Here is a 14,971-nt window from a genome sequence, read left to right on the forward strand (position 1 = left end):
GACGGAGCGCTCTCGAAAGTGATCGGGCGGGTTGGACTTTCACCCAGATCATGCCACGGGCGTGCGGATTACCTACTAACGTAGCAGATCCCGCCTGAACGGCTGAGTTCAATGCCCCGGCTTGAGCTCCGGCGGCGCGTTCGGCCCTGCCGCGAACAGCCGGCCGAGCACGCCTTTGCGGCGCTCGGCGCTGGACGGCCACAGCATGTCCGCCAGCAGGCTGATGCCTTGCGCGAGCGTACTGTCTCGCGCCGACGTCACCAGCGGCACGCCGCGGCTGAGCGCGTCGTTGGCGTGCTTTTCGTCGCGCGGAAGCTGATGCGCCACCTTCACGCCGAGCGTCTGTTCGAGCTTCGGGAGGTTGATCTGCGCGTTCTTGTCGTATTGATTCACCACTACGCGCACCTTGCTCGCCGGATAACCCAGCTCCCTGAAAATTTCGAGCATGCGGCGCCCGCCGTGCAGGTAAAGCAGGTTCTGGCGCACCACCATGCAGATCACGTCGCTGTGATCGAGCGCATGAATCGTGAGCGGATTGAGGCTCTGTCCAACGTCGATCAACACCGCGTCGTAACGCTCGCGCACCAGCGCGAGAATGCGCTCCAGTTGGGCCGGCAGCAATTCGGCGGCCTTGAGCGGATCGCCCGCACCCGCCAGCACATCGAGATTTGCGTGAACGTGCATCACGCATGATTCGAGTAGCGCGGCGTCGAGGCGCTCCACCTGGGAGCAGAGATCGGCAAGCGTGGTGGGCGGCGGTTTGTCGGCCATAAGCAGGCTGGCGTCGCCGAATTGCTGGCTCAGGTCGATCAGCAGCACACGCCGGTTGCTCAGCGCCGCGAGCGAATACGCGAGATTCACGGCGATCAGCGTCGTGCCGCTGCCGCCCTTGCTCGAAGCCAGCGAGACGACGCGTCCGGCACGGCGCCCATTCGCGTGTTTGCGCGTTTCGATCTGGATCAGGATGGTGGTGATCTCGTCCGCGTCGAGCGGCCACGACAACACATGCCGCACGCCGACGCGCATCGCCACACCAAGCAAGGCAGTGGATGGCGCCGGCGTCATCAGGACGCAATGCAGCGCCGGTGTACAGGCAAGCGCTTCCTCGATGCCATCCAGGTCGCGCGCGCTCAGATCGGCGTCGTCGACGATCAGCAACTCGGTGCTGCGGATCGCACGGGTGTGCGAGCGCAGTTGCCGGGCCGTGCCGTGAGCCGTGCGCAGCCGGTAAGCCACGCCGCTTGCATCGAGACGCGCGACGATTTGCGGCGCACGCTCCGTGCTGGACGTAATCAGGAAGATGTCGATCATGTCGGCTCTCCGCCGCTCTGGCGCCGTCCGGTTGCCGGCGCCACCGCGATTGCGGTCTATGTTCTGGTTATTCGCGAGAATTGACAGGTCGGATGTCCGCCCCGCGATCGCGGTGTCGTTCCGGAGAGACCGGCATTTCATACATCGCTTCGCGTAACGCCTCGCGCTGGATCTCCGCTTGCGCCTTCCGCTTGAGCGCCTCGGCGATCACCAGCGTCAACAGATCTGCCGATGGCGCGGCAAACAATGCGCGCGGAGCGGCGCTATGCCGTCGATAAATGGCGCCGACTGAATGCACGGTGGTTTGACGCTCCGACTGTGCTGCGCCGGCTGGCCTGAAATGTCTGGTCATGACAACCCCCGAAAGATGTGTTTTTTCAAGGCAGTGTCCAGGCCAGCCGTGTCCGCGAATTCGCGGACACGGCGCCCGGTCCACCTCGTAACCTGCGCCTCTCTGTGGAGACTCGGGCCTTTTCTCCCCGCCTCGTCGCGCCCGGTTGGTCCTCGACCGTGCGCTGCCCCGCCGCTGCTCCTGGTTGTTATGGGTATCGCTCGCCAAACTCACGACGGCGGTATCTGTTGTTTTTTGCCATCCCCTTCGAATCCGCGGAAACAGACGGAAAAATGGCGGGCGCAACGTTTTACCTGATCCGGTCGCGAATGGCCGGTAGGGTGTACCGATCATTCGCTCCGTTCTTTTTTGACAATCGTTTTTCAGTTGGCCCCGCCGCAACCTCGCAAAACGCATTGGCTTCCCCGGCCGCGCCTACGAAGGCTGTATGTTTGCCGCCCGCCTTCTTTCTCCCCCGGGCTTCATATTGAAACGGCGGCAACGCATTCGTTGTGAAATGCTTATTGCAACGCCTATGCCAGCCGCCTTCAAACCCTTATGCCACCGTGATTTCTGCTGCGGCGGACCTCCGCCCGGCATCCTTCGCATCACGCGTTGATTCGAATACGACACGTGCTCGCTCCGGCCACCGGCCACGTCATGGAAAGTTGTACCGGCCCGCCGGCCAGTCAGGTAGCCGCGCGCGCCGTATAGGGCCGCGGGTTGCATCACACGCCGGTCAAATATGCCGATGTTTCGGAACCCTATTGGTGCTCCACCGCGCATTGTCCGATGTGTCGCAAGCATGAGACAACGCAAACCCCGACCGGCGGCGCCGATTTCACATTTGCCGCTACACGGATTGCAACGTTGTGTGGGACACCCCGCATAAAGGGCCTTGACCGTGCGTTTTCGAACGGCAAGGACACATGGCATGATGCGAAAAACGTTTCTGAATCCAGACTTGTTTGTATGGCGCTCGAAAGCGGTTTCGCTTATCGTTAGGCCAAGCGCCAGATAGAGCGCCTGTATCAGGCCAACGAGGTAAAAAACGGTCGGCGTAATTCGGGGAAAGGATCGTCTGTCGGTTGCAACGGTGAACACCGTTGCGCCATCCGTCCAATGTGTAGCACCCTGCGGCTCGCGCCGCCTGCTCCAGGCCCCCGAGATTGCCGTTACCGTGAATCCGTCACCGCCGGGCTGCGAGAAGCAGAATCCCCTGGCAGTGGCGCAATCCCTTTCCGGGCCCGCGCGAACGGACCGGTTGGCTCAGTTGGCCGGAACCCGGCACCTTGCCGGTCTGTCGAGTACGTCGCAGAGAAGAGTCCTGAGAGCAGCATCAAACGGGGGTAACATGAATACGACTTGCACGCCTATCGACACGGAACGTACCGTTCTCTATGTGTCGAATTCTCCGGATCCGAAACTCGCCGCTTTTCTGGCGGCTTCCGGCTGGCAAGCGGTGCATGCCAAAAGCACGGCTGTCGCCGAACGCATGATCGAGCGCGGCAACATCAAGGTCGGCCTCGTCGAACTGCCGGGCGACTGCACATCCCAACATCTATCCGCGCTGGCGTCCTGCATGCGGCGCGTCGAAACCAACTGGGTCGCCCAGATCGCGCCGGGGCAGGCGGCGAACGAACTGGTCAGCCGTTTCATCCTCGACTATTGCTTCGATTTCGTCACACGGCCGTGGCTGAACGAGCGGCTCGTGTTCGCGCTCGGCCACGCGCATGGATTGTCGAGCCTGCGGCAGGCGGAGGTCGCGCCGGAGCCGTCGCTCGGCCGCCACGGCATGGTCGGGCAATGCGAGGCCATGCAGCAGTTGTACCGGCGCATCGACAAATGCGGCGTGACGGACGCGCCGGTATTCGTCGCAGGCGAGTCGGGCACCGGCAAGGAGCTGACCGCCAAGGCGATTCACGAACGTTCGCCGCGCGCCGGCCGCACCTTCGTCGCGATCAATTGCGCGGCGATTCCGCCGAGCCTGCTGCAAGCCGAATTGTTCGGCCACGAGCGCGGCGCCTTTACCGGCGCGCTCCAGCGCAAGATTGGCCGGATCGAGAGCGCTCACGAGGGCACCCTCTTTCTCGACGAAATCGGCGATATGCCGCATGAATGCCAGGCGGTCCTGTTGCGCTTCCTCCAGGAAGGCACGATCGAGCGGCTGGGCGGCAACGGGCCGATCAAGGTCGACGTCCGGGTCATTTCGGCGACCCACGTCGATCTGGACAAAGCCGTCGAAGACGGTCGCTTCCGCTCCGACCTGTATCACCGCCTGTGCGTGCTGCGCCTCGTCGAGCCGCCGTTGCGCGAGCGCGGCGGCGACATCAAGCTGCTCGCCAACTATGCGCTCAGCATGTACAAGCAGGACGGCGCGCGCAAATTGCGCGGCCTGTCGAGCGACGCGATCGTCGCCATGTCCAACTATCCGTGGCCGGGCAATGTGCGCGAACTGATCAACTGCGTGCGGCGTGCCGTGGTGATGAGCGAGGGCCGTTTCATCACCGCCAGCGATCTCGGCCTGCCGGAAGCCGAAAACGGGCCGGCCGTGACGCTGGCGGAGATTCGCAGCCGGGCCGAAAAAGACGCCATCGAGCACGCTTTGCAGCGGCATGGCTACAAGCTGTCCGAGGCGGCGGCCGAACTCGGCATTTCGCGGGCCACGCTGTATCGGCTGATGCACGCCAACCGGCTGCACCAGGACGCGGCAGCCGGCGGACGCGCGTCGAACGCCAGCGGCGGCGCGGACGCCGACGGCGAGGCGGAGCGGAAGGCGGCTTCGCTGGTGTGAACGGGTAAGCTCCCCCCTCGCTTCTGCTCCGGTCAGCCGTGTGTGATCCGGCTGGAGCCACGCCGCGCGCAACCGTCGCTTTCGACGCACCGAGCCCACCGGCGGATCGCGCACGGACATCCATCGATACGTCGGACCGCGCTGAAACATCGCCGGCCGGCGCTTGCCATACGCCAATACGCCAATACGCCAATTTCGAGTTGGCCTGAACGAGGCGCTTCATTCCACGCGAGGAGCGCACCCTCACCAAAGTCGTGGAAGGCACGTTCGGCGTGCCGCCGAGCTCCACACAAGCGGCGCCGCACAATGGCGGTCGCAAGGCGGCGGATGCCGCAATTCCTGCGCACGGTAGCCGCCATGCGACGGGTAGCCATTGACCGACGGGCCGGTTTTTTGCTAGGGGAAAGTGCCGCGGCGCCAGGCTGCCCGACTCTGCGGCGCCACGCGCAACGGCCGTTCGAGGAACTTGTACGACCAGATAGGTGTCGGTTCAGGTTCACGCCGCCGAGCCCGTCCACGCGTTTCGGCATAGCCGTTCGCTTCCGTAGCCCGCCTTACACCCTATGCGCAAATTATTTCAAGCCTGTTGTTTCATTCTTCTCGCTCTCGGCGTCTCGCCGGTCCTTGCCGCGGCAGCACCAGCCGCCCCCGCCTCTTCGGCCTCTGCGGCCTCTGCGGCCTCCAGTCCTGGGGTGACGCTGACGCCCGAGCAGGCTCGCCAGGCGCTCGCCGTCCTCAATGACCCCAAGCGCCGCGCGCAAGTGGCCGACACCTTGGAGGCCATTGCTGCTGCCGGCGCGCTCAGCGCGCCGCCCGCTTCCGCGCCCACGGCAGCGTCGGCCGCTGCGGCGAGCGGCGCCGCCGCCCTCGTGCCGGCGGCGTTCAAGTCGAATGGTCTCGCCTCGCAACTGGCCCGCCAGGGCGCGCATTGGGCCGTGCGCCTCGGCAAGTCTCTGCGCAGTTCGGTCGGCGCGCTGCTCGACGTCTCCTCGGTGCGCGCCTGGTGGTATTGGCAATCGACCAACCCGCAAGCACGCGCCGTGCTGGGCCAGGTCGCGTGGTCGCTGCTGGCCGCGCTGATACCCGCGCTCGCGCTCGAATGGCTCGCGCGCCGCCTGCTGCGCCGTGCCTACAAGGCGCTGGCCGCGCGCCGCGAAGCCGGCGATCGGGACAGCGTGCCGCCAGCCGATCTGCCTGTGGACGTCGCGCCCCAACCCTCCGACGCGCCGAACGCCGCGCCGCCCCTGCCCGTGTCGCCGGCCTCGCCCGTGACCGCGGCGCAGGCGAAAGCGGCGGCTGTGCCGTCCGGCACAAGCGCGGCCACGTCGGCCAACGGCAAGGTCATCGAAGCCAAAGGCAAGCAGAACGCCCGACATCACTGGACACTCCTGCAGCGCCTGCCGCGCGCGCTCCTGAGCCTGGTGCTGCGACTGTTGCCGCTCGTCGTATTCGTCGGCGCGGCGAGCGCGCTGATGTCGATCTTCACCGACGACGGCACCCCGCAAGACCGCGCACTCGACTCGCTCATCGACATCTACGTGCTGTGCCGGGTGATCGTGATCGTCAGCGGCTTTTTCCTGCAACCGGCCGCGCCGCGCCTGCGCCTGCTGCGCATGAGCGACGCGTGGGCCACCTTCGTGCAGCGCTGGATGGTGCGGATCGTCAGCGTGGTGGGCGCCGGTTCGGCGGTCGCGGAGATCGCCCAATCGCTCGGTCTGAACGACGCGGCGCATCTGGCGCTGATGAAAGTGGTCGCGCTCGCCGGCCACGTCATGATCTCGATCCTGCTGCTGCAATGCGCGAACCCAGTCGGCGAATTGATCCGCAAGCGGGCTGCCACGCGCAAATCGCTGGAAATGGCCGGCAATGTCTTTGCCGAAGTGTGGGCCTGGTTCGCGGTGTTCGTCGTGATGGCGCTGTGGTTCATCTGGGCGCTCGACGTGCAGAACGGATATCAGACGCTGCTGCACCTCGGCGGTATTTCGCTGGCGGTGCTGGTGGGCGCGCGGGTCGTGTCGATCGTGCTGTTCGGCGCGCTGGCCCGGCTCTTCCATGCGCAGGACGACGCGGCGAAGTCGCTCGTGCATCAGCACGCGTACCGCTATTACCCGCTGGTGCGCCGCGTGGTGGCGTGGATCATCGGCATCGTGACCGCGCTCGCGCTGTTGCAGGTATGGGGCGTGCATGTGGCCGACCTGTTTCGCGCCGGCACGATCGGCCACCGGCTCGCGTCGGCGATCGTCACGATCGGCGTGGCGGCCGTCATTGCGCTGCTGGTGTGGGAAAGCGTGAACGTATCGGTCGAACAGCGGCTGGACCGCTGGACCACGAGCGGCGATCTGGTGCGCGCCGCGCGCTTGCGCACCCTGCTGCCGATGCTGCGCAGCGCGCTCTTTTGCGCCATCGCGCTGGTGGTGGTACTCACCGGCCTGAGCGAGCTCGGCGTGAATATCGGGCCGCTGCTGGCGGGCGCGAGTATCTTCGGCGTGGCGCTCGGTTTCGGCTCGCAAAAGCTGGTGCAGGATTTCATCACCGGCATTTTCCTGTTGATGGAAAACGCGATGCAGGTGGGCGACTGGGTCACGCTCGCGGGCGTGTCCGGCACCGTCGAGTATCTGTCGATCCGCACCGTGCGACTGCGCGGCGGCGACGGTTCGCTCTACACCGTGCCGTTCAGTTCGGTATCGACGGTGAACAACACGAACCGTGGTATCGGCAATGCCGCGGTGAAGGTCAATATCGTGTTCGGCCAGGACGTCGATCTCGCCATCGGCACACTGAAGGAAATCGGCGCCGCCTTGCGCGAGGACGACAGTTTCAAGGACGGCATCCTGTCGGACTTCAGCTTCTGGGGCGTCGATGCGCTGGACGGCTCGGCCATCACGCTGACCGGCCAGATTCAGTGCCGCGACAGCGCGCGCTGGGGCGTGCAGCGCGAATTCAACCGCCGGATTCTCGACCAGTTCCGCGAGCGCGGCATCGAGATCGCGAACCCGCAGCGCAATCTGCTGACGTGGGATCCGCAAAGCGCGCCGGCGAGGATCGAGGCCGATGAAGCGTCCAGCACGGCGGCCAAAGAAGAGGCGCCGAGCGACGAGCCGCCTGCCGCTGCGGCACCTTCCGCCGCAGCCCGGCAAGGCGATGCGCCAGTGGAAGACCAGTTGCCCGTCGACCCCCAACCGGCCGGCGGTCCGGGAACGCCGGCAAATCCTGGTTCAACCTCTCCGCACGAGTGAGGTAAGAGCCGGGGCCGGCATCTTCGTGGGCTGCTGCGCTTTGGGCGGGAATCGTGATGCCACGCCGCTACTGTGACGAGTGGCGGCGGGCAAAGTGATTACCCGGCCGGCCGGCGGTAAAGAAGCGCGGTTATGAAGCGCCGGTCCGCCGGCTGCGGCACGCGCTATTGCACGTCCCACCAGCGCGGCAGCAAACGCCGCACTTCGGCCCGCCGATACCGGTCATCGATCAGATGCACCACACCCTGGTCCTGCTCCGTGCGGATCACACGCCCTGCCGCCTGCACCACCTTCTGTAGACCGGGATACAGATACATGTAGTCGTATCCGTTGCCGAACTTCACTTCCATCGTGCGGCGCATCTGCTCGTTGATCTCGTTCATCTGCGGCAAGCCGAGCGTGGCGATGAACGCGCCGATCAACTGCTGACCGACCAGGTCGACACCTTCCGAAAACGCACCGCCGAGCACCGCGAAGCCCACGCCCTCGTTCATGGTCCGGAAGCGCGCGAGAAACGCGTCGCGCGCGGCTTCGTCCATGCCGGGCTCCTGCGCCCAGACCGGCAAGTCCGGGTGCCGCTCGCGCATCAACGCGACCACGCGCTGCAAGTACTCGAAGCTGCTCAGAAAGCCCAGATAATTGCCCGGCTGCGTTGCGTATTGCCGGGCGATCAGGTCGACGATCGGAATCAGCGAACGCTCGCGGTCACGCCAACGCGTCGACACGTTGCCGGCCACGCGCACCTGCAACTGCTCCGCGCGAAACGGCCCTTCCACGTCGAGCCATTGCGTGGCTTCGGGCAACCCCAGCGTATCGCGATAGAAATGATGCGGGTTGAGCGTGCCGGAGAACATCACCGTAGTGCGCGCGGCCGCGTAGCGCGGCGTGAGAAACGGCGCGGGAATCACGGTGCGCACGCAAAGCGCGGCAGTGGTTTTGTCGCGTGGCGCGTAACGATCCGTGGCGAGCGTGATGTCGAAAATCGAATGCTCGCCGAACTGCTCGGCCAGCGCGACGAAATGCATGGCGTCGAAGAAGAAGCGCAGCGATGCTTCGTCGATGGAAAGTGGCGCTTCCGCCAGTTGGTCCGTGACGGCGCTGATCAGATTTTGCGCGGCGGAGAGCAGTTTGCCGGGGATCCCGGCGTAGACCTGATAGCTCGCGGTCTGAGCGCGTTTGAGCGCGTTCCACTCGCGTTGCAGCCGTTCAAGCGGCTTGCGCAGCGCGGCCGGCGCCGTTTTGCGCGCGAGCCGGAATGCCGTCTGATCGAGCGAGGCGGTGTACATGCGGCGGGCACGATCGAGCAGATTGTGCGCCTCGTCCACCAGCACGCCCACCCGCCACTGGTTGATCTGCGTGAGCGCGTACAGCATGGCGTTGCTGTCGTAGTAGTAGTTGTAATCGCCGACCACCACGTCGGCCCAGCGCGCCAGTTCCTGCGCCAGATAGTACGGACAGATGTCGTGCGCAAGCGCTGCTTCGCGCACCGCCGCACGGTCCAGGCGCGGGCCTGCCAGCGCCGCGCTGCGGGCCGCGTCGAGCCGGTCGTAGAAGCCGCGCGCGAGCGGACAGGACTCGCCGTTGCAGGCTTTGTCCGGATGCTCGCAGGCTTTATCGCGTGCGACCAGTTCGAGGGTTCTCAACGGCAGGCGCGCGTCGACCCGATGCAGTGTTTCGATCGCATCCAGCGCCAGCGCGCGGCCCGGCGTCTTGGCGGTCAGAAAGAACACCCGGTCGATCTGGTCCGACGCGCACGCCTTGAGCAACGGAAAAATCGTCGCGAGCGTCTTGCCGATGCCGGTCGGCGCCTGGGCCATCAAAGGCTTGCCGTCGCGCGCCGAACGATAGACCGACACCGCCAGTTCGCGCTGGCCGCTGCGAAACTGCCCATGCGGAAACTGCAACGCACTCAGCGCCGAGTTGCGCGCGGCCCGATGCGCCTCTTCCTGTACGGCCCAATCCAGAAAACGCTCGCATTGCTCGACGAAGAAAATCTCCAGGTCGCGCGCGGTATGCGTTTGCGTCAACAGCACTTCCTTCTGGGTACCGATATCGAAGTACACCAACGCTACGGTCAACCCGGCAAGCTCGCGCGTGCGGCACAGCAGATGACCATAGACGAGCGCTTGCGCCCAATGCAACGTGCGGTGATTGGCGGGCATCCGTTCGAGATCGCCACGATGCGTCTTGACCTCTTCCAGCCGGTTCGCCGCCGGGTCGTAGCCGTCGGCGCGTCCGCGCACGGTCAGGCTGCGATGCGTGCCCGTCAGCGTGATTTCGGTTTCGTAGCCGCTCGCGCGCCGTCCGGCGACCGTGACGTGGCCCGCCATGCCTTCGAGCGAGGTGGGCGCGGGCGTGAAGCGCAGATCCAGATCGCCGCGCCTCGCGGTGAACTCGCACATCGCTCGCACGGCGACCACGTAGGTCATGCGGTGGGTTCGGTGGTGGGTTCGGTGGTGGGTTCGGTGGTGGGTTCGGTGGTGGGTTCGGTGGTGGGTTCGGTGGTGGGTTCGGTGGTGGGTTCGGTGGTGGGTTCGGTGGTGGGTTCGGTGGTGGGTTCGGTGGTGGGTTCGGTGGTGGGTTCGGTGGTGGGTTCGGTGGTGGGTTCCGGTTTGACCTCTGCGATGGCATCTACCGCGCCCTCGGTTCCGGCCTCCGTGACGATCGCGCGTCCGACCGCTGCGGCGGCCTCGGCAGCAGCGTCAACCGCGCCGCCATTCACGACGAGCACCTCGTCGGCCCAACGCACGTCGAGCACTCGCACCGGCATGCCGTGCTGCGCGCAGTACGCGAGCCAGCGGATCTGGTTGTCCTGCAAGCGGTCGCCGGGGCCTTTCACTTCGATCAATTCGTAGCGGCGCTCGGCAGGCCAGAAGCGGATCAGATCCGGCAGGCCGGAACAATTGCCTCGTATATCGCGCAGCAAGCGCTCGAACCACAGTTTCAGATGCGCGGCCGGCAGACAGTCGAGCGCCAATGCAACGAGTTCCGGCGAGAGCAGCCCCCAGAATACGAAAGGCGATTGCAGTCCCGCCTTGCTATCCAGATGCCGCCAGATCGTCTCGCGATAAGCTCCGCTGTCGAGTTGCGCAAGACACGCGGCAAACGGCTCCGCGCGGCGAGCATGAAAATCCGGCGCGTGCAGATCGGCCGGACCGCGCTGGAACGGATGAAAAAACGCGCCCGGCAACGCCGCAAAGACCGGCTCCCAGCACAGCAGCCCGAACAGCGAATTGATCAGCGCGTTCTCGACGTAATGAACCGGCGCGGCGCCGCACGTCAAATGATCGCGAACGACGTATTCGACCGGCAGCGGCTCCTTGGGCCGCGGCACCACCAGCGTGCTGCGCTCGACGGGACGCGCCGCGCTCGCCCGTGCGGCCGGCATGCCGCGCTTGCGCAGCAACCGTGCGAGCATGCGGGCGATGCGTTGCGCTTCTTCTTCGCTCTCCGGCGCCGCGGCGGCTTGCGAGGCGAGCGCGAACGCATCGTCGAAACGTTCGCTGCGTTCGAGCACACGCATGCGCCGATGGCGCGCACCGGGCCACGCGCAGCGCTCATACACGGCGAGCGCGGCCGGCCAGTTCTCCCGACGCTCGCACAGGTGGCCGATACGAAACAACAGTTTCGCGCGCCGCGTTTCGAGCCAGGCGTTCGAGGTTTCTATTTCACCGACGGCTGCCACCAGTTCGTTGATCGCCTCTGCTTCCGCGTCGCCGCCGGGTAGCCATTCGAGCGCTTCACGGCACGCGTGCAAGGCGAGATAAACGTCCACGTCCGCACGCGCCTGAAACGCGCGCGACGAAGGCGCGAACGCCACCTTCTCGTACTGGAACACACCGAGGTCGGCAAGCACGAACTCCGACCACGCCTGCTGCAAATTGCCGAAGAACATCAAACGCAGACGTTCGCACAGCGGTGCGATGGCAACGTGCAGCACGCAATCCGTTGATTGACCGTACCATGCGCGGAGCGGGCGCGCCGCGACGCCTTCTTCTGCGGGCTCGCCAGGCTCGCCGACATAAAACGGACGCAGCGTTTCCAGCAGTTCCGGTTTGCGCAAGCTCTTCGTGCCGGGAATCAACGCGACGGCGTCCGCGAAAATTTCCATCAACTCGGCACGCGTGGTGAGCGCGAACAGATCGTCGAGCGTCAGGGCCGGTTGGGTATCGACCCAGCCGAGCGCGGCGATCGGCGCGGCCGCCTGCAGTGGGCAGCCGATCTCTTCGTAAGACAGGCGGCTTGCGCGAAATAGCGTGCCTTTACGCATCAGCATGCGAACCAGCAGCGCGCGTGACGCCTGCGGCAACGCGGCGAAATCGCGCAGAAACGCCTGTTCGTGCGCGTCGAACAGGTCGTCGTAACGCTGCGCGAGCCACGCGAGGGCGCGCTCGAAGTTCAGCAGATAGTAGAGAGCGTAGGGAGAAGCGGGTGTTGCCACGGCACGTTCACGAAACCTGTATGTTTATACAGTGATGATAGCAAAGTCCGTGGCGATGCAGGCACAGCGCGGCAAGACGTGGGGGCCGCCCGAATCAGGCGACCCGGAATTTTTTTACTCCGCTGCCAGCCACACCACCGTCAACGAACGCACGCCTTGCGCGCCGCGAATCAGCACACCCTCGATATCCGCCGTCGCCGAAGGCCCGGTGACGAGCGCCGCATAACGGGCTTCACGGAAATCATCGCGCCGGTATACGTCCTGCAAGCCGTCGAGCAATTGCGACGGATCGAGCAGCACGACCAGATGCTGCACGATGTACCCCAGCGCGTTGACCACATACTCACGTTCGCTGAACCACACCGAGCCGGTCTCAGCCACGCCGAAGCGCGCCCGCACCACACCGACCTCGATGTCCTGCAGCGACGCGGGTTCCGTGTCGGCGGTGAGCACGCGCGTGCCCGGCACTTCCGCGGTTGCCGAAGCGATGGATGCCTCAGCCCCGAACCGCTCGCGAATCAGCCCGCCCACGTCGCTCGCAGCCGTAACTTCGACGCACGTGCCACCCATTGCCTGCAGCGCCGCCGTAAAACGCGCGTGCAGATCGCCACCCGCCGCATCGAACAGCGGCACGTCGGGCCGTGGTCGCGCCGGCGGCTGCGCCTGCCGCACTTTCGCCAGAAAAGCTTCACGCGTTGTCATGATCGGCTCCACGATTCTTTTTGTACCAGGCGTGGAAGGTCAGTTTTGGCGCCTCCGGCAACTCGCGCTGTTTGCCCCAGATATTGAGCGGGTTATACAGCACGAAATTCGGCAGCCGCCGCAGCGCGCTGCCCATCGAGGACACCGTCGCGCGATACAAGGTCGGGCTCGCGAGCAACCGCCCTGCCATCTTCAACACCTCCTGCTTCACGAACGGCACCTCGTGATGCTCCGCAATCACCGTGCGCCATTTGTAGATCTGCTCGTGAATATTGATCTTCACCGGACACACGTTCGTGCAACTGCCATTGAGCGTCGATGCAAACGGCAACGCACTGTAGCGCTTCAGATCGAAGGTCGGATTGATGATCGCGCCGATCGGCCCCGAGTAGGTGCCGCCATACGACAGCCCGCCGCTGCGCCGGTAAACAGGACACGTATTCATGCAGGCGCCGCAGCGAATGCACTTGAGCGAATACCAGAAGTCCTCCATTGCGAGCCGCTCCGAGCGGCCGTGATCGACGAGAATGAAATGCATCTCCGTGCCTTTGCGCGGCGCACGGAAATGCGACGTGTATTGCGTGATCGGCGAGCCGAGTGCGCTGCGCGACAACATGCGGATAAACACACCGAGATCCGAGACCTTCGGAATCAGCTTCTCGATACCGATCGACGCGATATGCAACGGCGGCACATTCGCCGACAGATCCGCATTGCCTTCGTTAGTACACACTACGACCGTGCCCGTCTCCGCCACCGCGAAATTGCAACCGGTCATGCCGGCCGTTTTCTCGCGCACGAAGTACGGCCGCGTGTTCATCCGCTGGCTTTCCGCCAGGTAATGAATATCGCTGTTCTTCGGATCGGTGCCGATAGTGCGGCCGAACAGTTCGGCAACGTCGGCCCGCAGTTTGTGGACCGCGGGCACCACCATGTGGCTCGGATCCTGATGGTCGAGTTGCTGGATACGTTCGCCCAGATCCGTTTCCATCACCGTAATGCCGCGCGGTTCGAGATACTCGCGCATCTTGCATTCGTCGGTCAGCATCGACTTGCTTTTGACGAGCGTGGTCATGCCGCGCTCCGACATGAGCTGGTGCACGAGCGCGTTGTGCTCTTCGGCGGTGGCGGCCCAATGCACCGTGACGCCGTTCGCCTCGGCGGCCGCCGCGAACTGTTCCAGATACGTGGACAGATTCGACAGCGTGTGTTCCTTGATGCCCGAGGCCAGCTCGCGCATCGTCTCCCACTCGGCAATGCCGTGCGCCTGCACATCGCGCTTCTCGCGCAGATCCCACAGGCGCTTGTCGTGAAACGCGACATGCTCTGTCTTGCTGATGAAAGCGCCCGCGGCTTTCGCGTGATCGATGCGGTTGCTCATGCGCGTGCTCCGTTGAGAACCTGCGCGATATGGATGAAGCGCGCGTCGGCTTTCATGCGTTCCGCGCAGCCTTGCTGATGCATCAGGCACGACATGTCGCCCGATACGATGTACTCGGCGCCCGCGTTCAGGTGATCGCGCACCTTGTCCTGGCCCATGCGCACCGAGACCGGCTCCTCTGTGACAGAGAACGTGCCGCCGAAACCGCAGCATTCGTCGGGCCGCGCCGGTTTGACGAACTCAATGCCCTTCACGCCTTCGAGCAACGTGCGCGGCTTCGAAAACGGCGTGCCGGCCACTTCCGAAATCGATGCTTCCTTCAGATGCCGCAATGCGCTGCAACTGTTGTGCAAGCCCACGCGGTGCGGAAACTCGGCCCACGGAAATTCACGCGCGCCGACCACGTCGTGCAGAAACTCGACGAGTTCGTAGGCGTTCGCGCGGACCTTCTTCACTTCGTCGGTCTGCTCCAGCGCGGTGAGATGCTCGCGCACGTGGTGAATGCAACTCGCCGACGGCCCGACGATGTAGTCGTAGCCGGCAAAGTTGCGCGCGAACACACGCTCGGTGCCGGCTGCCTCGGCATGCGCGCCGCTGTTGGCCATTGGCTGGCCGCAGCAGGTTTGCTCCTGCGGATAGTCGACCTCGATGCCGAAGCGTTCGAGCAATTCGAGCGTGGCGATCCCCACTTCGGGATAAAACGCGTCGATGAAGCACGGGATAAACAGGGCGACTTTCATAAGCTCATTGGGGAAAAAGCGGCAGTCGGCGATTC

9 protein-coding genes are annotated in these 14,971 nt (G+C 64.8%); 2 read left to right on the plus strand and 7 right to left on the minus strand.

Features of this window, described 5'->3' with window-relative positions; translation table 11 throughout:
- Nucleotides 1-108: 108 nt before the first annotated feature.
- A complete protein-coding gene (locus tag PDMSB3_RS29095) occupies nucleotides 109-1,311 on the minus strand; it encodes an AAA family ATPase (RefSeq protein ID WP_165188518.1) in 1,203 nt (400 codons plus the stop codon).
- A 67-nt stretch (nucleotides 1,312-1,378) separates the two neighbouring features.
- Complete coding sequence (locus PDMSB3_RS38455) at nucleotides 1,379-1,531, minus strand: hypothetical protein (RefSeq protein WP_405044909.1); 153 nt, start codon at nucleotides 1,529-1,531, stop codon at nucleotides 1,379-1,381.
- 1,465 nt (nucleotides 1,532-2,996) lie between these two features.
- Here PDMSB3_RS38455 and PDMSB3_RS29105 point away from each other — a divergent pair.
- Together PDMSB3_RS29105 and PDMSB3_RS29110 are read left to right on the plus strand one after the other, a co-directional pair.
- Entirely contained in the window at nucleotides 2,997-4,436 is a 1,440-nt protein-coding gene (locus PDMSB3_RS29105) for a sigma-54-dependent transcriptional regulator (protein ID WP_007177499.1), read from the plus strand.
- Nucleotides 4,437-4,999: 563 nt separating this feature from the next.
- Nucleotides 5,000-7,672: a mechanosensitive ion channel family protein gene (locus PDMSB3_RS29110; protein ID WP_165188521.1), complete on the plus strand. Its 2,673-nt coding sequence runs from the start codon at nucleotides 5,000-5,002 to the stop codon at nucleotides 7,670-7,672.
- 164 nt (nucleotides 7,673-7,836) lie between these two features.
- Here PDMSB3_RS29110 and PDMSB3_RS29115 read toward each other — a convergent pair whose 3' ends face one another.
- The 5 genes from PDMSB3_RS29115 to PDMSB3_RS29135 all read right to left on the minus strand — a co-directional run bounded on the left by PDMSB3_RS29115 (nucleotide 7,837) and on the right by PDMSB3_RS29135 (nucleotide 14,936).
- Complete coding sequence (locus PDMSB3_RS29115; RefSeq protein WP_165188523.1) at nucleotides 7,837-10,101, minus strand: ATP-dependent DNA helicase; 2,265 nt, start codon at nucleotides 10,099-10,101, stop codon at nucleotides 7,837-7,839.
- Nucleotides 10,098-12,113 carry a VRR-NUC domain-containing protein gene (locus tag PDMSB3_RS29120; protein ID WP_232064352.1) on the minus strand — a complete coding sequence of 672 codons (2,016 nt, stop codon included), beginning with the start codon at nucleotides 12,111-12,113 and terminating at the stop codon, nucleotides 10,098-10,100. Before PDMSB3_RS29120 ends, PDMSB3_RS29115 begins: the two co-directional genes overlap by 4 nt.
- A 114-nt stretch (nucleotides 12,114-12,227) precedes the next feature.
- Complete coding sequence (locus PDMSB3_RS29125; RefSeq protein ID WP_007177503.1) at nucleotides 12,228-12,815, minus strand: LutC/YkgG family protein; 588 nt, start codon at nucleotides 12,813-12,815, stop codon at nucleotides 12,228-12,230.
- A complete protein-coding gene (locus tag PDMSB3_RS29130; protein WP_165188525.1) occupies nucleotides 12,802-14,196 on the minus strand; it encodes a lactate utilization protein B in 1,395 nt (464 codons plus the stop codon). The genes PDMSB3_RS29125 and PDMSB3_RS29130 overlap by 14 nt, the downstream gene beginning before the upstream one ends.
- Nucleotides 14,193-14,936 (minus strand): (Fe-S)-binding protein, encoded by a 744-nt coding sequence (locus tag PDMSB3_RS29135; protein WP_007177505.1) that lies wholly within the window; start codon nucleotides 14,934-14,936, stop codon nucleotides 14,193-14,195. The genes PDMSB3_RS29130 and PDMSB3_RS29135 overlap by 4 nt, the downstream gene beginning before the upstream one ends.
- Between the last annotated feature and the right edge of the window lie 35 nt (nucleotides 14,937-14,971).

Source organism: Paraburkholderia dioscoreae (genome assembly GCF_902459535.1).
In the GTDB taxonomy this organism is placed as follows: Bacteria; Pseudomonadota; Gammaproteobacteria; order Burkholderiales; family Burkholderiaceae; genus Paraburkholderia; species Paraburkholderia dioscoreae.